The organism is Micromonospora okii (genome assembly GCF_020884795.1).
Classification (GTDB): domain Bacteria; phylum Actinomycetota; class Actinomycetes; order Mycobacteriales; family Micromonosporaceae; genus Micromonospora; species Micromonospora okii.
In genome coordinates this window covers 240,622-261,280 of the sequence record NZ_BBZF01000015.1, presented here as the reverse complement: position 1 = coordinate 261,280, position 20,659 = coordinate 240,622, and the positions used below count along the sequence as shown (strand labels likewise).

General features: G+C 73.8%; 15 protein-coding genes and 1 pseudogene. 7 read left to right on the top strand and 9 right to left on the bottom strand.

Features of this window, described 5'->3' with window-relative positions:
- Positions 1 to 35: 35 nt before the first annotated feature.
- Positions 36 to 839, bottom strand: coding sequence for a class I SAM-dependent methyltransferase (locus LPU43_RS10655; RefSeq protein ID WP_229400112.1), 804 nt, complete (start codon positions 837 to 839; stop codon positions 36 to 38).
- Between the two features lie 370 nt (positions 840 to 1,209).
- Between LPU43_RS10655 and rpsA the strand changes: the two genes are divergently transcribed.
- Positions 1,210 to 2,703, top strand: coding sequence for a 30S ribosomal protein S1 (rpsA, locus tag LPU43_RS10650; RefSeq protein ID WP_229400111.1), 1,494 nt, complete (start codon positions 1,210 to 1,212; stop codon positions 2,701 to 2,703).
- A 71-nt stretch (positions 2,704 to 2,774) separates the two neighbouring features.
- Here rpsA and LPU43_RS10645 read toward each other — a convergent pair whose 3' ends face one another.
- Positions 2,775 to 3,407: a GyrI-like domain-containing protein gene (locus LPU43_RS10645; RefSeq protein WP_229400110.1), complete on the bottom strand. Its 633-nt coding sequence runs from the start codon at positions 3,405 to 3,407 to the stop codon at positions 2,775 to 2,777.
- Positions 3,391 to 3,924: a PadR family transcriptional regulator gene (locus tag LPU43_RS10640; RefSeq protein ID WP_229400109.1), complete on the bottom strand. Its 534-nt coding sequence runs from the start codon at positions 3,922 to 3,924 to the stop codon at positions 3,391 to 3,393. The genes LPU43_RS10645 and LPU43_RS10640 overlap by 17 nt, the downstream gene beginning before the upstream one ends.
- A gap of 107 nt (positions 3,925 to 4,031) precedes the next feature.
- On the opposite strand from LPU43_RS10640, the gene coaE reads away from it, so the two are divergent.
- The gene (gene coaE, locus LPU43_RS10635; RefSeq protein WP_229400108.1) at positions 4,032 to 5,213 is read left to right on the top strand and encodes a dephospho-CoA kinase; all 1,182 of its coding nucleotides are present in this window, start codon (positions 4,032 to 4,034) and stop codon (positions 5,211 to 5,213) included.
- A 22-nt stretch (positions 5,214 to 5,235) separates the two neighbouring features.
- Here coaE and LPU43_RS28765 read toward each other — a convergent pair whose 3' ends face one another.
- Positions 5,236 to 6,936 carry a hypothetical protein gene (locus LPU43_RS28765; RefSeq protein WP_306416126.1) on the bottom strand — a complete coding sequence of 567 codons (1,701 nt, stop codon included), beginning with the start codon at positions 6,934 to 6,936 and terminating at the stop codon, positions 5,236 to 5,238.
- Positions 6,937 to 7,806: 870 nt separating this feature from the next.
- On the opposite strand from LPU43_RS28765, the gene uvrB reads away from it, so the two are divergent.
- Positions 7,807 to 9,915 (top strand): excinuclease ABC subunit UvrB, encoded by a 2,109-nt coding sequence (gene uvrB, locus LPU43_RS10620; protein ID WP_229400107.1) that lies wholly within the window; start codon positions 7,807 to 7,809, stop codon positions 9,913 to 9,915.
- A gap of 209 nt (positions 9,916 to 10,124) precedes the next feature.
- Positions 10,125 to 10,961: pseudogene (locus LPU43_RS10615) on the top strand (helix-turn-helix domain-containing protein); the annotation flags it as partial.
- 877 nt (positions 10,962 to 11,838) lie between these two features.
- Here LPU43_RS10615 and LPU43_RS10610 read toward each other — a convergent pair.
- Entirely contained in the window at positions 11,839 to 12,132 is a 294-nt protein-coding gene (locus LPU43_RS10610; protein ID WP_229400105.1) for an antibiotic biosynthesis monooxygenase family protein, read from the bottom strand.
- 526 nt (positions 12,133 to 12,658) lie between these two features.
- Here LPU43_RS10610 and LPU43_RS10605 point away from each other — a divergent pair.
- Positions 12,659 to 13,657 (top strand): TerC family protein, encoded by a 999-nt coding sequence (locus tag LPU43_RS10605; RefSeq protein ID WP_229400104.1) that lies wholly within the window; start codon positions 12,659 to 12,661, stop codon positions 13,655 to 13,657.
- Positions 13,658 to 13,772: 115 nt separating this feature from the next.
- Here the strand turns inward: LPU43_RS10605 and LPU43_RS10600 are convergent, their stop codons facing one another.
- On the bottom strand, positions 13,773 to 14,699 hold the full coding sequence (locus tag LPU43_RS10600) for a C40 family peptidase (protein ID WP_229400103.1): 927 nt from the start codon (positions 14,697 to 14,699) through the stop codon (positions 13,773 to 13,775).
- Positions 14,700 to 14,754: 55 nt separating this feature from the next.
- Positions 14,755 to 15,852 carry a mandelate racemase/muconate lactonizing enzyme family protein gene (locus tag LPU43_RS10595; RefSeq protein ID WP_229400102.1) on the bottom strand — a complete coding sequence of 366 codons (1,098 nt, stop codon included), beginning with the start codon at positions 15,850 to 15,852 and terminating at the stop codon, positions 14,755 to 14,757.
- 45 nt (positions 15,853 to 15,897) lie between these two features.
- On the opposite strand from LPU43_RS10595, the gene LPU43_RS10590 reads away from it, so the two are divergent.
- Positions 15,898 to 16,695, top strand: coding sequence for a tyrosine-protein phosphatase (locus LPU43_RS10590; protein WP_229400101.1), 798 nt, complete (start codon positions 15,898 to 15,900; stop codon positions 16,693 to 16,695).
- A gap of 8 nt (positions 16,696 to 16,703) precedes the next feature.
- Here LPU43_RS10590 and LPU43_RS10585 read toward each other — a convergent pair whose 3' ends face one another.
- Positions 16,704 to 17,573 (bottom strand): serine hydrolase, encoded by an 870-nt coding sequence (locus tag LPU43_RS10585; RefSeq protein ID WP_229400100.1) that lies wholly within the window; start codon positions 17,571 to 17,573, stop codon positions 16,704 to 16,706.
- A 74-nt stretch (positions 17,574 to 17,647) separates the two neighbouring features.
- On the opposite strand from LPU43_RS10585, the gene LPU43_RS10580 reads away from it, so the two are divergent.
- Entirely contained in the window at positions 17,648 to 18,313 is a 666-nt protein-coding gene (locus tag LPU43_RS10580; protein WP_229400099.1) for a class I SAM-dependent methyltransferase, read from the top strand.
- Between the two features lie 388 nt (positions 18,314 to 18,701).
- Here LPU43_RS10580 and typA read toward each other — a convergent pair whose 3' ends face one another.
- The gene (gene typA / locus LPU43_RS10575) at positions 18,702 to 20,570 is read right to left on the bottom strand and encodes a translational GTPase TypA (protein ID WP_229400098.1); all 1,869 of its coding nucleotides are present in this window, start codon (positions 20,568 to 20,570) and stop codon (positions 18,702 to 18,704) included.
- Positions 20,571 to 20,659 lie beyond the last annotated feature (89 nt).

The following is a 20,659-nucleotide window of genomic DNA, read 5'->3' as shown; positions in this document are numbered from 1 at the left end:
CCCCTCCGGCGGGTCGGACTCGTTGTCCGATCGCGTCACCTGGCGGGCCGCTCGCTGACGAAGATGGCCGTGCCCGGGAAGAGCCGGCCGCGCAGCGGACTCCACTGGCCCCAGATCCCCTCGTGCCCCTCGGGCCACTCCGGCTCCACGAGATCCACCAGCCGGAACCCGGCGGCGACCAGCTCGCGGACCCGGTCGCCGAGGGTGCGGTGCTGCTCCACGTAGGTGGCCACCCCGTGCTCGTCCTGCTCCACGTAGGGGGCGCGGTCGAAGTACGAGTGAACGGCGGTCAGCCCGCCCTCGCCCGGGTCGTCGAGGAAGATCCAGCGCATCGGGTGGGTGACGGAGAAGACCCAGCGCCCGCCGGGGCGCAGCACGCGGGCGACCTCCCGCATCGCGGCGGCCGAGTCGTTCAGGAACGGGATCGCGCCGAAGGCCGTGCAGACGGTGTCGAATGCCGCGTCGGCGAAGGGTAGGGCGAGCGCGTCGGCCTGCACGAGCGGCACGCGGACGCCGGTGCGGTCGGCGGCCCGCGCGGCGTGCCGCAGCATCCCGGCGGAGAGGTCCAGGGCGACCGGGCGGGCGCCCCGGGCGGCCAGCCACCGGGCGGCGGCCGCCGCGCCGCAGCCGAGTTCGAGGACCCGCTGGCCGGCGACGTCGCCGAGCAGCCCGGCGTCGGCCTCGCGCAGCCCCTCGGGGCACCACACGAAGTCCACGTCGCCGAGGAACGCGCCGTGCTCGCTCTGGTAGTCGTCCGCGTCGGCGTCCCACCAGCGGCGGTTTGCCCGGCGGATCTCTGCGGCGTCCACCCGGCGCCGGGTCACCCTGTCGTCGTCCACCCGCTCACGCTAGGTGCCCAGCCCCGGCGGGCCCGCGTCGGCCCGCCGACGATCGTGTGACTCCTGCGTCTCCTGTGACGGACGAGACAGCGACGACCCCTTACCGCGCCAAATCTCCGCTTTCGCAGGTGGTGCGGCCGAGGAGACCTGGGAGGGCTTGCACGCTGTGGTAATGCAGCGGGTAGGCTAGACGATGCGCTCGTGGATCGTGTGCCTCGGCAGGGAGCAGGCGCGCGGTCACCGGAGCCACCAATGAGCTTCTCACAAACGATCTCTCGGTGTGCCCGGCGACGGATCCGCTGGCGCGAACAGGTCACCGCGACGACACCAGCCTGCTGTGACAACCCATCCGACCGGAGCAACCGCCCACATGACGAGCAGCATCGAGGCCCCCTCGAGCGCCACCCGGGTCACCCACGACGATCTCGGTTCCGAGGAGGCTTTCCTCGCCGCGATCGACGAGACCATCAAGTACTTCAACGACGGCGACATTGTCGAAGGCACCGTCGTCAAGGTCGATCGGGACGAGGTCCTGCTCGACATCGGCTACAAGACCGAGGGTGTCATCCCCTCTCGGGAGTTGTCGATCAAGCACGACGTGGACCCGGCCGAGGTCGTTTCGGTCGGTGACCACATCGAGGCCCTCGTCCTCCAGAAGGAGGACAAGGAGGGTCGTCTGATCCTCTCCAAGAAGCGGGCGCAGTACGAGCGGGCCTGGGGCACGATCGAGAAGATCAAGGACGAGGACGGCGTCGTTCGCGGCTCGGTCATCGAGGTCGTCAAGGGTGGTCTCATCCTCGACATCGGGCTGCGCGGCTTCCTGCCCGCCTCCCTGGTCGAGATGCGGCGGGTGCGTGACCTGCAGCCGTACGTCGGCCGCGAGCTCGAGGCCAAGATCATCGAGCTGGACAAGAACCGCAACAACGTGGTCCTGTCCCGCCGGGCCTGGCTGGAGCAGACGCAGTCCGAGGTGCGCACCGAGTTCCTCAACAAGCTGCAGAAGGGCCAGGTCCGCAAGGGCGTCGTGTCCTCGATCGTCAACTTCGGCGCGTTCGTCGACCTGGGCGGCGTGGACGGCCTCGTGCACGTCTCCGAGCTGTCCTGGAAGCACATCGACCACCCGTCCGAGGTCGTCGAGGTGGGCCAGGAGGTCGAGGTCGAGGTCCTGGACGTCGACCTGGACCGCGAGCGGGTCTCGCTGTCGCTGAAGGCGACCCAGGAGGACCCGTGGCGGCAGTTCGCCCGCACCCACGCGATCCAGCAGATCGTGCCGGGTAAGGTCACCAAGCTGGTGCCGTTCGGCGCGTTCGTCCGGGTGGACGACGGCATCGAGGGCCTGGTCCACATCTCCGAGCTGGCCGAGCGCCACGTGGAGATCCCGGAGCAGGTCGTCCAGGTCGGCTCCGAGGTCATGGTCAAGGTCATCGACATCGACCTGGAGCGCCGCCGGATCTCGCTGTCGCTCAAGCAGGCCAACGAGGGCTTCGTCGAGGGCGAGGAGCACTTCGACCCGACCCTCTACGGCATGGCCGCGACGTACGACAACGAGGGCAACTACATCTACCCGGAGGGCTTCGACCCGGAGACGGGCGAGTGGCTCGAGGGGTACGACAAGCAGCGCGAGACCTGGGAGAACCAGTACGCCGAGGCGCGTCAGCGCTGGGAGGCCCACACCAAGCAGGTGCAGACCTCCCGGGCCGCCGACGCCGAGGCCGCTGCCAACCCGGCCCCGGCCGTCTCCACCGGCGGCACCACCACCTCGACCAGCTCGGCCCCGAGCCGGCAGGCCGAGGAGCCGGCCGGCACCCTGGCCACCGACGAGGCGCTCGCCGCCCTGCGGGAGAAGCTCGCCGGCGGCAAGTGAGCCGCTGAACGACGGGAAGGGCCCCGTCCCCGCGATCGCGAGATCGCCGGGGGCGGGGCCCTCGCCGTCGCCTACCCGGTCGTCTCGGCGGCGGCGACCGGTTGCCGCAGGATCGTGCGTCGCCGCTCCGGGGCGACCCGGCGGGCGTCGCTGAGGTAGATCTCGTGGTGTCTGCCCACCATCCGCAACCCCTCACCCGGTACGACCTCGTGGTGCAGCCGCGCCAGCACCTCGGCCTCGTCGTCGAAGGAGCCGACGTGCAGTGTCTGCACGCACCGCCCCTCGGAGAGGGTCTCCAGCCGGACGTCGTCGAGGCGCGACGGGCGGTTCCCGGCCCCGGCCTGCGCGACGGCGGCGGTGAACATGTCCTGGTCGATCCAGTCCGGGGTCATGATCATCAGTGTCCAGTCCCACCGTGACTTGTCACGTTCCACGGTGAACGCGTCCATGTCCTCGGCCCACCACAGCCCCTCCAGAGGCGGCACGACGTAGTCGCGCCCGAGGTCACGCCTGCTGGCGAACTTCAGCCGGTACGCCAGCGGGTAGAGGGCCTCGACGGCACCGGAGAACGCCGGTGACGTGTTCGGGTCGCCGTGACCGTCGATCATGAGGTACTGCGTGTCGGGCACGTCCACGGTCCGGAACCGGCCCCTTCTCGCCCGATAGGCGTCGAGGGTCTTCCTGAAGTCAGTCTTCTCCGTCATCACGCACCTGGGCCCGGGTGGCGAGCCACTGCCTTTCCGCCTCGAGGAGGCTCAGCGAGTACGAGAACACCTCCCGGGCCGGCCGGGGGAGGGGGGACTGCGCCCGCCGTGCCCGCTCCACCGACTCGATGCGGGCCTCGACCCGGGCCAGCCGGGTGCGCAGCGCCCGCGCGTACTCCCGCTCGGTGAGCAGGGGCAGGTTGGCGATGCCGACGAGGAGCGGGTGCGGGACCGGCTGGGGTTCCTCGATGAGAGCCAGCACCGTGCGCGCCGCCACCTCCCGGCCCTCGTCGGTCGCGTGGAACACGCGCCGGGACCTCGGGGCGGCCCGCGCCTCGGGCGCGTGGACCAGGCCGCGCTTCTCCAGCTTCGCGAGCAGGTAGTAGATCGAGGAGAACCCGACGTCGGACCACTGCCGGATGCCACGCTGCTCGATCACCTGGTCCAGGTCGTAGCCGTGCCGGGGGCGCTCGATGACCAGGCCCAGCACGGTCAGTTCGGCCGGAGTGAGCTCCATGCCGAGTATTCTACCGCTAGAATAGACCCTGGGACGGTGGGCGCGAGGTGGGTGCTCGGACGAGCCCCGGTGCCGGCGGCGGCCCCCTGATCGGGTTGACTGGTGTGGTGTTGATGGTGGGACTGACCGGCGGAATCGGGTCGGGCAAGAGCGTCGTGGCGACCCGGCTGGCCGCGCTCGGCGCCGTGGTGATCGACTCGGACCGGATCGCCCGGGAGGTGGTCGCCCCGGGCAGCGACGGGCTGGCGGAGATCGTGGCCGCCTTCGGCGACCGGATGCTCACCCCCGACGGCACCCTCGACCGTCCCGCCCTGGGTGCGGCGGTCTTCGCCGACGAGAGCGCCCGTCGCCGGCTGGAGTCGATCACCCACCCCCGGGTCCGGGCCCGCAGCGCCGAGCTGGCCGCCGCGGCGGCACCCGACGCGATCGTGGTCAACGACGTGCCGCTGCTGGTCGAGGTGGGGCTCGCCCCGACGTACCACCTGGTGGTCGTGGTGCGGGCGGAGGTCGCCACCCGGCTCGCCCGGCTGGAGCGCGACCGGGGAATGCCCCGGGAGGAGGCCGAGCGGCGGATCGCCGCGCAGGCCGACGACGCCCGCCGCAGCGCGGCGGCCGACGTGGAGCTGACCAACGAGGGCGGCCTCGACGAGCTGCACGCCGAGGTGGACCGGCTCTGGCAGGAGCGGCTGCTGCCGTACGAGGAGAACGTGCGCCTGCGCCGCGTGGTCCGCTCCGACCGGGTGGCCCTGGCCGGGCCGGACGCCACCTGGCCCCAGCAGTACGCCCGGCTGGCCGCCCGCATCCGGCACGCGATCGCCCCGGCAGACCTGCGCATCGACCACATCGGCTCGACGGCCGTGGCCGGCCTCGCCGCCAAGGACGTCATCGACGTCCAGCTCGCCGTGCCGAGCCTCGCCGAGGCGGACGGCCCCCTCGCCGAGCGCCTCGCCGCCGCCGGCTTCCCCCGGGTGCCGGGCGAGTGGTGGGACAATCCGCGCCCGCCGGGCAGCGACCGCTGGGAGAAGCGGCTGCACGGCAGCGCCGACCCCGGCCGCCCGGTGCAGCTGCACCTGCGCGCGGAGGGCTCGCCCGGCTGGCGGTACGCGCTGCTGATGCGCGACCACCTGCGCGCCGACCCGGATCAGCGGACCGCGTACCTGGCACTCAAGCGGGAGCTGGCGGCCAGCGCGCCGGACACCGTCACCTACACCACGGCGAAGGACCCGTGGTTCGACGAGGAGCACCACCGCGCCGAGGAGTGGGCCGCGCAGACCGGCTGGCGGCCCTGACCCGCATCCGGGCCGGGGCCGGTCAGCGCGGGGCGCGTGGCTTCGGCGCGGTCACCGGCGGCGGCATCGCCTGCACCGGGCCGGGGGCCAGGTCGAGCCGGGCGTACGTGCCCAGCCGGGTGCGCAGCTCCAGTCGGCGGAGCTGACCGACCCGGTCGATCCAGTAGCGCACCCGCCCGTGCCCCGTCTCCACCTCCACCACGTCGACGGCCCGGTCGGCCAGGCGGTCACCGCGGATCCGGGTCGCCGACCGGGGGGCCGTCGCGTCGCCGACCCGCAGCGCCGCGGCCAGCAGCCGGTCGACGTCGTCCGCGCCGGGCGTGCCGCGACGCCAGGCGTGCCCGGCGCGCGGGGGTGGCAGCGGCGGCGGGGCGGCCGGGTTCCCGGCGGCGGGCGCGATCCAGACCCCGGTGGGGTCGTAGCGGCGCAGCGTCCGCCCCGGCGGGGCGTCGGGGGCACCCGCCGACAGGTACGCCGCGCGGGCCGTCCAGCTCACCCACCCCGCGCCTCGCAGCGCCTCGCCCGGGGCGACGGGGGCGGCGAGGGTCACGGCCGCGCCACCCCGGGCCCGCATCCGACCTGCGAGCCGGCCCAGCCGGTCCTCCTCGGGCCCGGTGAGGGCCCGGGGCAGCCCGGCCCGGCCGCCCAGCGCGGCCACCGGCCACAGCACCGGGCGGTTGGCCCGGTGCAGCTCCAGCGTCACCGGCGCGCCTCCCGCCAGGCGCCCCTGGAGCCGGTGCAGCCGGGCGTCCCGGTCGACCCACCAGCGGGCGGCCCCGCCGAGGAGGCGGGCGGCACCGGGCGTGGCGACGGCCGCCGGGAGGCTGGCCACCGGCGCGGGCCAGTCCGTGCGCGTCGGGCCGCTCGACGGTACGGCCGCGAGCGACGGGGTGGCGTCGCCGGCCCTGGCCCCCGTGCCGCTGCGCCCGGCCGTGCGGGCGGGTGCCGCCGCGCGTGTTGGTCCGGCCGCGCGCACGGATGCTCTCGGGTGGGTCGGCGCTGCCGTGCGGGCTGGTGCCGGCGTGCGTGCTGGTTCGGCCGTGCGGGTGGGTGCCGGCCGGCGTGTTGGGTTGGCCGTGCGGGCGGGTGCCGGGGTGCGGGTCGGCTCGGCCGTGCGGGTGGGGGCCGGCGGGTGCGGGCGGTCGTCCCGCCTGCGGTCGTCGTCGCCGGGCAGGGGGGCCTGGAGGACGTCCACCGGCTGGCCGCCGACCTCGGCCCGGGCCAGCCAGCGGCCCGCCCCGTCGGGGACGGCCCCGGCCGGCTCGGTGCGGGGCGCGGCGAGCGCGAAGAGCAGGTCGAGGGCCGGGCGTAGGGACCGGGCGGCCCCCGGCGCGGCGACCCGCCAGCCGTCGGCCGGCGGCACCAGCGGTGGGAACGCCGGGGCGGGCACCGCCCCCGGATCGGGGCGGGCCATCAGCAGCCCCGGGACGGCCTGGAGCAGGCCCCGATCCGGCCCGGCGCCGGGCCCGCCGACATCGAGGTAGGCCAACGGCCGGGACCAGTCGACCCAGCCGACGGCGTCGATTCTGGCGGCGGCGTCGCCGACGGTCACCCGCACGCCGGAGCGCACGTCGCGGTGGTTCGTGACCCGTACCGCGGCGAACCGCTCCGCCTCCGCCGCGGTCAGCGCCCGGGCCGGCTCCGGGGCTGCGGGCGCCCAGGTCAACAGCCCGGCGGCCAGCAGCGCCGCGGCGGCGACGGCGACCGCGCCCAGGCTGATCACGGCGGTACGGCGGCGGCCGGCCCCGCTCTCGTCCTCCCCCCGGCGGGCCGGGGCCGCCCCGCCGGCCGGTGCCGCGCCGTCCCGGCGACGGCGGTGCCGGGCCGGTCCGCCGCTCGGCCGGGCGCGGTGCGTGGCGACCCCGACGGCCGGCCAGGTGGGGAACGGGACGCCGGAGAGGCCGGCACCCGCCGGCGGCGCGGGCGGCCGGAACGGGCCCTCTGCGGAACGCGGCGACGGCCCGGTCGCCCGGCCGGGACGATGTGTCGGCCCGTTCGCGCGGTTGAAACGGGGCGTCGGCCCGGTCGCCCGGTCGGGACGGTGTGCCGGCCCGGTCGCCCCGTCGGAACGGTGTGTCGGTCCGGTCGCGCGGTCGGGACGGGGCGTCGGCCCGGGGGAGTTCTCCACGGCAGGATGAACTGCCGACGCGCGGGCCAGGTGACGCCCGACACGGGCCCGTGGGGCGCGCTCGGCGTGGGCCGGCCGGCGCTCGCGGCGGCGGGTCGCCGGGCAGTCCGGCGGGCTGGCGCTGGCCGAGCGGGTGCAGCACGAGGTCGCCGGGCGGGGTGCTCAGGTGGGCTCGCGGGCGCTCGCGGTGGAGCGCTCGATACCGATGGGGCGCTCGCGGCGGCCGGTCTGCGCCCTCGGCGCGACCACGTCGGCGCGCACGCCGGTGATGTCCGGGTGCTGCGACCCCTGTGCCGGGGGCGTGCCTGCCTCTTCGGGCCGGCCGCCGCGCCGGACGGCCGCCGCGAGCGGCCTACGGCCACACCCTAGCCCGGTGGAATGCGGCACACAATGCGAATATCGAAGCCGATCACGGACCCAGCGTGACGGGTCGGGCTGTCGGACCCTCGGCGTACCGTTGGTGTCATGGCGCTCGACATTCCCCGGCTCGACGGCCGCTTCCAGGTCGTCAGTGAGTTCCAGCCCGCCGGCGACCAGCCGGCCGCCATCGACGACCTGGAGCGTCGGGTGCGGCGCGGCGACCGCAACACCGTGCTGCTCGGCGCGACCGGCACGGGCAAGAGCGCCACCTCGGCCTGGCTCATCGAGCGGTTGCAGCGGCCCACCCTGGTGCTGGCCCCCAACAAGACGCTCTGCGCCCAGCTCGCGAAGGAGCTGGGGGAGCTGCTGCCGCACAACGCGGTCGAATACTTCGTCTCCTACTACGACTACTACCAGCCCGAGGCGTACATCCCGCAGACCGACACCTACATCGAGAAGGACTCCTCGATCAACGAGGAGGTCGAGCGGCTGCGGCACTCGGCGACGATGTCGCTGCTCACCCGCCGGGACGTCGTGGTGGTGGCCACCGTCTCGGCGATCTACGGCCTGGGCACCCCGGAGGAGTACCTGGACCGCGCCGTCCGGGTCGCGGTCGGGCAGGAACTCGACCGCGACCAGCTGCTGCGCCGCCTCGTCGACATCCAATACGCCCGCAACGACATGTCCTTCCAGCGCGGCACCTTCCGGGTCCGGGGCGACACGCTGGAGATCATTCCGGCGTACGAGGAGCTGGCCGTCCGCATCGAGCTGTTCGGCGACGAGGTGGAGAAGCTCTACTACCTCAACCCGCTCACCGGGGACATCGTCCGTGAGGTCGACGGCCTGATGATCTTTCCGGCCACGCACTACGCGGCGGGGCCGGAGCGGATGGAGCGGGCGATCCGCGACATCGAGGTCGAGCTGGCCGAGCGCCTCGCCGAGCTGGAGCGGCAGGGCAAGCTGCTGGAGGCGCAGCGGCTGCGGATGCGCACCACGTACGACATCGAGATGATGCGCCAGGTCGGCTTCTGCTCCGGCATCGAGAACTACTCCATGCACATCGACGGCCGGCTGCCAGGCAGTCCGCCGCACTGCCTGCTCGACTACTTCCCCGACGACTTCCTCACCGTCGTCGACGAGTCGCACGTGACGATCCCGCAGATCGGCGGCATGTACGAGGGCGACGCCTCCCGCAAGCGGATGCTCATCGACCACGGCTTCCGGCTGCCCAGCGCGGCCGACAACCGGCCGCTGCGCTTCGACGAGTTCCTGGAGCGGGTCGGGCAGATGGTCTTCCTCTCCGCGACCCCCGGCCCGTGGGAGCTGGAGCGGGCCCAGGGCGAGTTCGTCGAGCAGGTGATCCGTCCGACGGGCCTGATCGACCCCGAGGTGGTGGTGAAGCCCACCAAGGGCCAGATCGACGACCTGATGCACGAGATCAGGCTGCGCACCGAGCGCGACGAGCGGGTCCTGGTGACCACGCTGACCAAGAAGATGGCGGAGGACCTCTCCGACTACCTGCTGGAGAACGGCATCCGGGTGCGTTACCTGCACTCGGAGGTGGACACGCTGCGCCGGGTGGAGCTGCTGCGCGAGCTGCGCAAGGGCGACTACGACGTGCTGGTCGGCATCAACCTCCTCCGGGAGGGCCTCGACCTGCCCGAGGTGTCCCTGGTGGCGATTCTCGACGCCGACAAGGAGGGCTTCCTACGCAGCGGCCGGTCGCTGATCCAGACGATCGGCCGGGCCGCCCGGAACGTCTCCGGTCAGGTGCACATGTACGCCGACAAGATCACCCCGTCGATGGCGGAGGCGATCGAGGAGACCAACCGGCGCCGGGACAAGCAGATCGCCCACAACGAGGCGCACGGGATCAGCCCCGAGCCGCTGCGCAAGAAGATCCACGACATCCTCGACGACATCTACCGGGAGGCGGAGGACACCGAGAACTCCCGGGTCGGCGGCGCGGCGCGGCAGCTCTCCCGGGGCAAGGCCCCGGTCAAGGAGACCCGCAGCCGCAGCCGGGCCGGCACCACGGGCCCGTCCCGCGAGGGGATGGCCCGGGCCGACCTGGCGCAGCTCATCCAGGAGCTCAACGACCAGATGCTGGCCGCCGCCCGGGAGTTGCAGTTCGAGCTGGCCGCCCGCATCCGCGACGAGGTGGCCGACCTCAAGAAGGAACTCCGAGGAATGGACGCCGCCGGCGTGAAGTAAGCCCGCTCCGCCGCCCGCCCCCGCCCACCCCGCCCCGGGCGAGGGCCCGCGGCGGGCGACGGCAAATACAGAGAATGAGTGGCCCTTCCGCGCACAATGGCCACTCATTCTCTGTATTTACGGGCGTCAACCTCGTCGTGTTGCGGACAGCAAGCAAGGTATTGCAGAGTGTGACTGATCTGCGTACTCTCCGTTCTGGGGAGGCGGGGATGCCGTTGCCAACGAGTCCGGTGATTCGACGTGCGCGACTCGGTGCCGAGTTGCGCAAGCTCCGCAGGCGGGAGTCGCTGACCCTGGAGCAGGTCTGCGGCCGCCTGGGCTGGGCCTCCACCTCCAAACTGTCCCGCATCGAGCTGGGGCAGAGCCGGCCGGACCTCGCCGACGTGCTCGACCTGCTCGACGTCTACCGGGTGTCCCGGGATGAGCGCGACGCGCTGATCGTCATCGCCCGCGACGCCGCGACCGGGCGCGGCTGGTGGAAGACGCTCGGCGGGATGGGGGAGCGGCAGCGCGCGTACGCCGAGCTGGAGGCCGGGGCGGAGACCGTGGTGGAGTACCAACCGGCCGTCGTCCCGGGCCTGTTGCAGACCCCGGCGTACGCCCGGCTGCGGCTCGGGGTCGCCCGGCTGCTGCACCCGGAGGTCGACGTGGAGGTCGACGTGCGGGCCCGGCTGGTACGCCAGGAGATGCTGCACCGGCCGGAGCCGCCCAGGTACACGGCGCTGCTGGAACTGGCCGCCTGCGAGCCGGGCGGGATGCCGGGCGGGATCTGGCGTGATCAGCTACGCCACCTGGTCAACCTGGCGGGTCGACCGAACGTGACGATCCTGGTGGTCCCGCCCGGTGTGACCTCGGGCGGCACCCACCCGCTGACGCCCTTCTCCCGCTACTCGTTCCCCGACCCCGCCGACCCGCGCACGGTGATGATCGAGGCGTTGACCACCGACGTGCGGCTGGTCGCCACCGCCGACCTGGCGTGGTACGACGCGGTGGTCGACCGGCTGCTCGACGCCGCCCTGCCGGCGGCCGGGACGGCGGAGCTGCTGGCCCGGGCGGCCGACGACCCGACCCTGTTGGCCCGGCTGACCGACGATCCGGCTCTGCTGGCCCGGCTGGCCGACGATCCGGCTCTGCTGACCGAGGACCGGGAGGCCGAGGCGGCCAACGACCTGGCCCGGGTAGTTGACGACCGGGCCCAGCCGGCCGACGATCCGGCCCGGGTGGCTGACGACTCGCCGCTGTCGCCGTCGAGGCGGTCGGGTGGGCGTCCGGTGTCGACGCGGGGGGCGCGGGACGTGTCTGCGTTGCCCCGGCCCCGACCGCCCGTGGATTGAGGACGCCGGCCGGGGGTCACCGGTGCCGCCGTCGCACCCTGGTAAGCCGGTCAGCAGCAGCCGGTGCCCGTCGGCGGCCAACGTGCGGGCCACTGCGGCGCCGAAGCCGGCGCCCCGGCTCACACCGGTCACCAGAGCGATTCGTGCCGTCACGGCGTCAGCGGAGCCGACCCCGGTGGGTGGACGCCGGCGATCATCGCCGCGCGACCACCGGGCCCGGCGGCCCCGAGCCCGTCGGCACCGGTGGCCGGCGCGTGCGAGGCGCACGATAGCCGAGGGGTGCGACATTTCCCGCGCGAGCCGATCCGCGCTGACCCACCGCGCGAGCCGATCCGCGCTGACCAACCGGGTGGGCCGACCCGTGTTGGCCAACGCGAGACCACCACCGCCGCGTCGGGCGCGGTGGGCGTGGTGCGCCGCGACGGCGCGGCGACACGGTAGGCAGGTCCGGTCGGACGGAACGCGGCTGGGGTGACTCGGCCGGGGCGGCTGCGGTCGGGCCGAAAGCGGCGGGGGCGTCCTTTCCGGCCAGGGCCCGGGACGTGCCCAGTCCGGGCCGGGACCTGCTCAGGCTGGGGCCGGGAGGTGTTCAGGCCGGGACGTCGACGAAGTGCTCGACGCGCGGGGGGCCCGCGAAGTGCGGCCCGATCAGCTCGCGCCACTGCTGGAACCGCTCGGTGGCCCGGAAGTTCTCCTCGTGGGCCGCGACGGAGTCCCACTCGACCAGCAGCACGAACCGCGACGGCGACTCGACGCCCCGGGTCATCCGCACCGAGCGGCAGCCGGGCGTGCCGGCCAGGATCGCGTGCCCCCGCGCGTACGCGGCGGCGAAGTCGTCCTCGTGTCCCGGCGTCACGTCGATGAGCGCAACCTCAAGCACCATGCCGGAAGCGTCCCACGGACCCTCGGCCCGCGACGCCCCGGGCCCCGGTGCGGCCGGCTCCGCTGTGGCCGGTCCAGGCGAGGCGACACCCAGCGAGGCGACACCCGCGAGGCCCGCACCGGCTCGCATCTGACCAGTGCGTTCGCGCCGCACCAACGCGAGCGTTCGCGGCCGGCACCGACTGGGAAGATACGGGATGGTCTCCTAGGATGCGCTCGGCGTAGAGACGTTCGTCACGAAGGACATGGTGGCGATACTTCCCGGCACCGACACGAGATGCGTTCTTAGCTCCGCATGGTGAACAATGGGTGGCCGAAGGAGGGGAGTATTCCCCCGCGACGGAGTCGTCAGCACGGTCGAGCGCCGGCCCCCGGTGGCACGACCCGGCTCCGTGGGTCGCCGGTCCCGTTGCGGGTCGGCGACGGAAGAGACCTCCGACAGCCACCATTGTCAGCGTCGCCGCGCGCTGTTCGCTCGCACGGGCGTACGGTGTGGCCGACGCCGCGTGTCTGCCGGAGGATGGGAATTGGACGTGTCCGCACTGGTGTGGGCGGGAACGCTCGTCGCGCTGACGGCGGTTCTGGCCGTCGATCTGCTGATCATCGGCCGTAGGCCCCACGAGCCGAGTGTCCGCGAGGCGAGCCTCTGGGTCGGTTTCTACGTCGCGCTGGCACTGCTCTTCGGCGGCGGGCTCTGGCTCGCCTTCGACGGGAGCGTGGCAGGCCAGTTCTACACCGGCTGGCTCACCGAGTACAGCCTCTCGGTGGACAACCTCTTCGTCTTCGTGATCATCATGGCCCGCTTCGGGGTGCCCCGGCAGTACCAGCAGAAGGTGCTGCTCATCGGCATCGTGCTGGCCCTGGTGATGCGCGGCGGGTTCATCGCGGCCGGTGCGGCGCTGATCTCCCAGTTCTCCTGGGTTTTCTACATCTTCGGCGCGTTCCTCATCTACACCGCGATCAACCTCTTCCGGCAGGGTGAGCCGGACGAGGACGACTTCTCCGAGAACCTGCTGATCCGGTGGAGCCGGCGGGCGCTGCCGATCTCCCGGGACTACGACGGCGCGAAGATGACCACGCACGAGAACGGCCGCCGGCTGTTCACCCCGATGCTCATCGTCATGATCGCGATCGGCACCACCGACCTGATCTTCGCGCTGGACTCGATCCCGGCCATCTTCGGCATCACCCAGGAGCCGTACCTGGTCTTCACCGCGAACGTGTTCGCGCTGATGGGGCTGCGCCAGCTCTACTTCCTGCTGGGCGGGCTCCTGGACCGGCTGATCTACCTCAGCATCGGGCTCGCCGTGGTGCTCGGCTTCATCGGCGTGAAGCTGGTGCTGGAGGCGCTGGCGGACAACCACCTGCCGTTCCTCAACGGCGGCGAGCCGGTGGGCTGGGCCCCGCACATCCCGATCTGGCTCTCCCTCGTGGTGATCCTCGGCACCCTGCTGGTGGCGACCATCGCCAGCCTGATCAAGTCGTCCCGGGACCGGCGGCGCGAGCTGGCCGCGGCGCGCGGCTGAGCGACGCGGCCGCACGCGCGGCCGTCGTCGTCGCGATCCTGGACAGCGCCGTCGCCGTCGCCGCCGCGACACACGGACAGGGGCGTCCCCGCCAGGCGGGGACGCCCCTGTCCGGTCAGACCCGGTGCACGCCGACCAGGGTGGCCGTCCGCTCGGCCGGCATGCTCTCCTCCAGCACCCGGCGGTGCCGGTAGCAGGCGTGCAACATGCGCCGGTCCTGCTCGGCGTCGGGGGCGGCGCTGACGAAGCCGATGTGGTGGATGCGCCGGCCGGGCCGGGCGAAGAAGTACAGGTCGCCGGGGCGCTCGGCGCCCAACGGCAGGGGGGTGGTCGCCCCGGCCTGCTCGTGGGCGTCGCGGGGCAGCACCACCCCGAACCGCCGCCAGGCCAGGTGCACCAGGCCGGAGCAGTCGATGCCGTACGCCGACACGCCGCCCCAGACGTAGACCACGTCCATCAGCCGGGCGGCGACGGCGAGCACGTCCGGGGCGGACGGGGGCGCGGCGGGCAGGGGCACCAGGTGCCCCTCGGGCAGCCACAGCGGACGGTCGTGCCCGGGGGCGTGCACCGGCCGCCAGCCGTCCGCCGGCGGGCCGGCGGGGGCCAGCCGGGTGCCGAGGACCACCCCGGCGACGCGCGGCTCGCCGCCGGGGGCGTCGCTCAGGGCGGTGACGGTCGCGTCGACGACCCAGGCGGCGGCCGGGTCGTCCGGGGCGTCGTCCGGCGGCGGGGCGAGCTGGGCGGCGGGCAGCCAGCCGGGGTAGCCGCGCGGGTCGAGCCCGGTCGCCGGCTGTCCGAGGGCCACGACGTGCGCCCAGCCGTCGGGGCGCAGCTCGGTGACCAGCACCCGTTCGCCGAGCAGCAGTTGGCTCAGTACGCAGTCGCCCACCTGTTCGTCGGAGTCCATTCCCGAGATCCAGGCGGCGACGTCGGCGTGCGGGTCGAGGGCGGGGCGGTCGACGGGACGTACCGCCTCGGGGCGGGTCCACAGGGTCGCGACCGCGACCCGGACGACGGCCTCGCGACCGGGTTGCAGTTCCACGTCCACTCCCAAGCTCACGGCGTCCCCGTGACCCTATGAAAGAAATCGCCGCCTCTCAACCAGCCTGCTGCATGTTTGCTTCAGTCACCCGGCTGATGCCGAGGCCCGGGGCGTCCGGCAGCACCACCGTCGCGCCGTCGTACCGGACGCCGCCGCCCACCGGCGACCAGGCCAGCCACCAGGCGGCGTCGAGGTCCGACACGGCCGTGGTGCCGTAGGCGGCGACGAGGCTGGCCGCCGCGCCGATGCCGACCTGGCTCTCCATCATCGATCCGACGACCGTGCCGACGCCGTGGGCGGCGGCGAGGTCGAGCAGGGTCCGGGCGGCGTGCAGCCCGCCGCACTTGGCGAGCTTGACGTTGACCATGTCGGCGGCCCGACGCCGGATGACCTCCACCAGGTCGCGGACGCCGTACACCGACTCGTCGGCCAGGACCGGCAGCCCCACCCGGTCGCTGACCCAGGCCAGGCCGTCGAGGTCGCGGGCGGCCACCGGCTGCTCCACCAGCTCGACGTCGAGGCCGGCGTCCTCGATGCCGCGAATCACCCGGACCGCCTCGCGGGGGGTCCAGCCCTGGTTGGCGTCCAGCCGGATCCGCACGTCCGGGCCGACGGCGGCGCGCACCGCGCGGACCCGCTCCAGGTCGCCCGCCGCGTCGGTGCCCACCTTCAGCTTCAGCACCGAGAACCCCTCGGCCCGCCGCTGCCGTGCGGCGGCGGCCAGGTCGCTGGCGTCGCCCGCCGCCAGGGTGACGTCCGTCGGCACCCGCAGGGCGGTGCCGCCGAGCAACCGCACCAGGGGTACGCCGAGCCGCCGCGCGGCCAGGTCGTGCAGCGCGACGTCGACGGCGGCCTTGGCGGCCTCGTTGCCGGCGACCGCGCGCCGGACCTCGGCGCAGCGGGCCACCAGGTCGTCGGCGTCCCGGCCGATCAGGCCCGGGGCGAGCATCTCCTGGACGCACGCCTCCGCCGCGGCGACGGACGCGCCGGTGACCTGCCAGACCTGCGGGGCCTCGCCGAACCCGGACCGGCCGTCGCGGTCGACCAGCTCCACGACGAGGGTCTCGACGGTGGTGGTGCGGCGCAGCGCGGTCACGAACGGGGTGTGCAGGGGGGCGGAGAGCCGATGTGTGCGGACCACGGCGATCGTCATGTGCGGCACCCTATACGGGGCCACGGCGACGACAGGGGAGAGCGGATGACGGTGCGGGAGTGGAGACTGGTGGGCGCGCCGAACGCGCGTGACCTCGGCGGCCTGGTGGGTGCGGACGGCCGGCGGGTGCGCGCCGGCCGGCTGATCCGGACCCCGGCGCTGGGCCGGCTGGTCGACGAGGACCTGCCGGTGTTGGGGAGGATCGCGCCGGCCTGCGTGGTGGACCTGCGCGACGACTCGGAGATCGCGGCGGCCCCGCCGAACCGGCTGGCCGGCGCGCCCCGGGTGGTGCGGCTGCCGGTGCTCGACCCGGCGCACCCGCTGTTCGTCTCCATCTCGGCGGTGCTGCTCGGGCACGACCTGGGCGCGGAGGAGGCGCTGGCCGAGCAGGGCACCCCGGCGGCGATGGCGGAGGTCTACCGCTGGTTCGTCACCGGGGAGGCGGCCCGGGCCGGCTTCGGCGCGGCGGCCCGGCTGGCCGCCGACCCGGAGAACCTGCCGCTGCTGTTCCACTGCTCGGCCGGCAAGGACCGCACGGGTTGGCTCAGCGTCATCCTGCTCACCGCGCTCGGCGTCGACGAGGAGGCGATCCGGGAGGACTACCTGCGCACCAACGAGCGGACCGAGAGCCTCCAGGAGGTGCTGCTGGAGGCGATGCGCAGCCGTCAGCCGGACCTGGCGGAGGCGGCGGTCCGGCCGCTGCTGGAGGTGCGCGCCGAGTACCTGGACGCCGCGTACGAGCAGGTGCGGCGGGTGCACGGCTCGTTCGACGCGTACCTGCGCGACGGGTTGGGGCTGACCGACGCGCACCTGGCGGCGCTGCGGGACAACCTGCTGGACTGAGGCCCGGGTCAGCCGGCGGGGCGCAGGTCGTGGCGGGCGGCCCAGACCCGGGCGGAGACGTCGGCGAGCAGCCGGCAGGCGTCGTCGGGGCCGTCCCCGCCCGTGCCCCCGTCGGCGAGGTCGGTGGTGGCGCAGACGGCCAGCACGTACGGCGGGGCGTCGGGCGGGTAGACCACCCCGGCGCCGTGCCGCACGCCGCGGACCCAGCCGTTCTTGAGGGCGATCGGGACGCCGTCGGGCAGCCCGGCGGCGAGGTCGTCGCGGAACTCCTGGGCGAGCAGGACGTCGCGCATGGCGGCGCAGCCGGCGGGGGAGGCGAGCGGGCCGGGCCGGGCCGCCCCGGCGGCGAGCCCGCCGAGGAGGGCGGCGAGGTCGGCGGCGGTGACCAGGTTGGTGATCCCGGCCTCCCGGGCGGCGAAATCCTCGATGCCGCGCCCCGTGACGCTGTGCCGGGCGCCGGCCAGGGCCCACGCCCGCGCCACGGCGGGCAGCCCGACGTGGGCGAGGCAGAGGTTGGTGGCCAGGTTGCTGGAGCGCACGATCATCCGCTCGGCGAGCCAGCGCAGGGACGCGCCGCCGCCCAGCCGCTCCCAGACGGCTGCGTCGTTGTCGTAGTGCCGGGCGCAGGCGAAGCGCGGCGCGCCGGGCAGGGCGGAGTCGAACTCGTTGCGCACCTCGACGGGGGCGTCCAGGTCGAGGGCGCCGGCCTCGGCCGCCCGGTGCAGGGCCAGCAGCACGGCGACCTTCATCGTGCTGGCCGCGTAGTGGGTGGCGTCGGGGTGGCGGGTCCAGGTCGGCGGGGCGTCGAGCCGGCCCGCGTACGCGGAGACGGTGCCCGGCAGCGTGTCGAGGTGGGCGTCGAGGTCGTCCCAGGTCATGCGGGTGACCGTAGCCGATCTTCGGGCCGTACGCCGGGCAGCGGCGGGCCCGCGCGCGGGGCTAGTGTGCGGAGGTGACGACCGCCTATTACGACGACATCGCCGACTGGTACGAGGAGTACGCCAGCGACACCTCGTCCGTCTACATGGACCGGGTCCGGTCGGTCCTGGCCGATCTGCTGGGCGAGGGTCCGGGCCGCTGCGTGGACCTGTGCTGCGGCACCGGGGCGCACGCGGCCGAGGTGCGCCGTCTCGGGTGGACGCCGGTGGGCGTGGACCTGTCCGGCGGGCAGCTACGTCACGCCCGGGCCCGGCTGCCGGTGGCCCGCGCCGACGCGACGGCGTTGCCGCTGGCTACGGGCTCCGTACCGGCCGCGGTCTTCGTGCTGGCGCACACCGACATGCCGAACTATCCGGCGGCGATCGCGGAGGCGGCGCGGGTGTTGGCACCGGGTGGCCGGCTGGTGCACGTCGGGGTGCACCCGTGTTTCGTGGGCGCGTTCGCCGACCGGTCCGAGCCGGAGCGCATCGTGATCGATGGTGGGTACGCCTCGCGGAAGCGTACGGTCCGGTCGTGGAACACGTCCGGGGTGCGGGCGCGGGTCGGTGCCTGGCACCTGCCCCTGGCCGACCTGCTCAACGCCGTCACCACCGCCGGTCTGCGGCTGACCCAGGTGGTCGAGAACGGCTCGGCCGCCGTCCCCGACGTCCTTGCCGTCCAGGCCACCAAACCCTCCTGACACGCACCCCGTCTTCCCGAGCCCGCCATCGGGGTGCCGGCGTCCCGTGCCCGTTTTCCGGTTTCCCGGTCGCGCCGTCAGCCCTTGCCGACCCCGACCGTCCGTCCGTCACCCCCTCCGCCCAGCCCACTGCTCTCCCCTCCCGCGAGCCGAGATTCCGCATCCACAGACCGAGACAGGCGGAGATCTTGGCAGGACTGCGCCCCCATAGGGGCCGTTCCGTACCACGATCTCGCGCGGTCTCCCAGCGTGCCGCCGACCTCGTGGGCGGCGGGTGGTGGGCGGCGCGGTGGGGGAGAGGGGGCGGGGTGGGAGTTGGGGAGACGGGGGAGCCCGGCCGCCGAGGGGCGGGCCGGGCTCCGGGTGGGGCTGCCGAGCGGGTGGTGGGTCAGCCGGCGTGCTTGCGGCGGGCGGCGGCCCGGCCGCGCAGCTGCTGGTCGAGCACCACCTTGCGGATGCGCACGGCCGCCGGGGTCACCTCGACGCACTCGTCCTCGCGGCAGAACTCGAGGGCCTGCTCCAGCGAGAGCTTGCGCGGCGGGACGAGCTTCTCGGTCTCGTCGGAGGTCGAGGCCCGCATGTTGGTGAGCTTCTTCTCCTTGGTGATGTTGACGTCCATGTCGTCGGAGCGGGAGTTCTCCCCGACGATCATGCCCTCGTACACCTCGGTGCCGGGCTCGACGAAGAGCTGGCCGCGCTCCTGAAGGTTGATCATCGCGAACGCGGTGACCGAGCCGGCCCGGTCGGCGACCAGCGAGCCGTTGTTGCGGGTGCGCAGCTCGCCGAACCACGGCTCGTAGGACTCGAAGACGTGGTGCAGGATGCCGGTGCCGCGGGTGTCGGTGAGGAACTCGGTGCGGAAGCCGATCAGACCGCGCGCGGGGACCAGCCACTCCATCCGGATCCAGCCGGTGCCGTGGTTGACGAGCTGCTCCATGCGGCCCTTGCGGGTGGCCAGGAGCTGCGTGATGGCGCCCAGGTACTCCTCGGGGGCGTCGATGGTCAGCCGCTCCACCGGCTCGCAGGTCTTCCCGTCGATCTCCCGGGTTACCACCTGCGGCTTGCCGACGGTCAGCTCGTAGGACTCGCGGCGCATCTGCTCCACCAGGATGGCCAGGGCCAGCTCACCGCGCCCCTGCACCTCCCAGGCGTCGGGGCGCTCGGTGGGCAGCACCCGCAGGGAGACGTTGCCGATCAGCTCCTTGTCGAGGCGGTCCTTGACCATCCGGGCGGTGACCTTGGCGCCCTTGACCCGGCCGACCAGCGGCGAGGTGTTGGTGCCGATGGTCATCGAGATGGCCGGTTCGTCGACGGTGATCAGCGGCAGCGGGACCGGGTTCTCCGCGTCGGCCAGGGTCTCGCCGATCATGATCTCGGGGATGCCGGCGACGGCGATGATGTCGCCCGGGCCGGCGCTGTCGGCGGGCTTGCGCTCCAGCCCCTCGGTCATCAGCAGCTCGGAGATGCGGACCCGCTGGGTGCTGCCGTCGGTGCGGCACCAGGCGACCGTCTGCCCCTTGGAGATGGTGCCCTGCCGGACCCGGCACAGCGCCAGCCGGCCGAGGAAGGGGGAGGCGTCGAGGTTGGTGACGTGCGCCTGCAGCGGCGCGTCCTGCTCGTACGCGGGCGGCGGGATGGTGTCCAGCAGGGTGCGGAACAGCGGCTCCAGGCTGCTGCTGTCGCTGGGGACGGAGCCGTCGGCGGGCTGGGTCAGGGAGGCGATGCCGTCGCGGGCGCAGGCGTAGACGATCGGGAAGTCGATCTGCTCCTCGTCGGCGTCCAGGTCGAGGAAGAGCTCGTACGTGTCGTCCACGACCTCCTTGATCCGGGCGTCGGGGCGGTCCACCTTGTTGATCACCAGGATGATCGGCATCCGGGCCTTGAGCGCCTTGCGCAGCACGAAGCGGGTCTGTGGCAGCGGGCCCTCGCTGGCGTCGACGAGCAGCACGACGCCGTCGACCATGGTCAGGCCGCGCTCCACCTCGCCGCCGAAGTCGGCGTGGCCCGGGGTGTCGATGATGTTGATGGTGACCGGTTCCGACCCGTCCGCCGGCAGGTAGCGCACGCCGGTGTTCTTGGCCAGGATGGTGATGCCCTTCTCCCTTTCGAGGTCCATCGAGTCCATCACCCGCTCGGTCGTCTCGCCGCGGGCGCCGTAGGCGCCGGCCTGCCGCAACATGGCGTCGACCAGGGTGGTCTTACCGTGGTCGACGTGAGCGATGATGGCGACGTTGCGGAGGTCGGTGCGAAGCTGCATAAGCTCAATCCTCCCGCCTGAGCGGAGCACAGGCGGCGTCGGGGTCGCCGCGGCCGTCGTGGCCGGGCGGGACCTGGGCGATTGTCGGG

What these genes read in the sequence shown, in the direction of transcription:
- rpsA (WP_229400111.1), top strand. Translation starts at nt 1,210, where the DNA reads ATGACGAGCAGCATCGAGGCCCCCTCGAGCGCCACCCGGGTCACCCAC.
- LPU43_RS10645 (WP_229400110.1), bottom strand. Translation starts at nt 3,407, where the DNA reads ATGACGGAGAAGACTGACTTCAGGAAGACCCTCGACGCCTATCGGGCG.
- LPU43_RS10640 (WP_229400109.1), bottom strand. Translation starts at nt 3,924, where the DNA reads ATGGAGCTCACTCCGGCCGAACTGACCGTGCTGGGCCTGGTCATCGAG.
- uvrB (WP_229400107.1), top strand. Translation starts at nt 7,807, where the DNA reads ATGGCGCTCGACATTCCCCGGCTCGACGGCCGCTTCCAGGTCGTCAGT.
- LPU43_RS10610 (WP_229400105.1), bottom strand. Translation starts at nt 12,132, where the DNA reads ATGGTGCTTGAGGTTGCGCTCATCGACGTGACGCCGGGACACGAGGAC.
- LPU43_RS10595 (WP_229400102.1), bottom strand. Translation starts at nt 15,852, where the DNA reads ATGACGATCGCCGTGGTCCGCACACATCGGCTCTCCGCCCCCCTGCAC.
- LPU43_RS10590 (WP_229400101.1), top strand. Translation starts at nt 15,898, where the DNA reads ATGACGGTGCGGGAGTGGAGACTGGTGGGCGCGCCGAACGCGCGTGAC.
- LPU43_RS10585 (WP_229400100.1), bottom strand. Translation starts at nt 17,573, where the DNA reads ATGACCTGGGACGACCTCGACGCCCACCTCGACACGCTGCCGGGCACC.
- typA (WP_229400098.1), bottom strand. Translation starts at nt 20,570, where the DNA reads ATGCAGCTTCGCACCGACCTCCGCAACGTCGCCATCATCGCTCACGTC.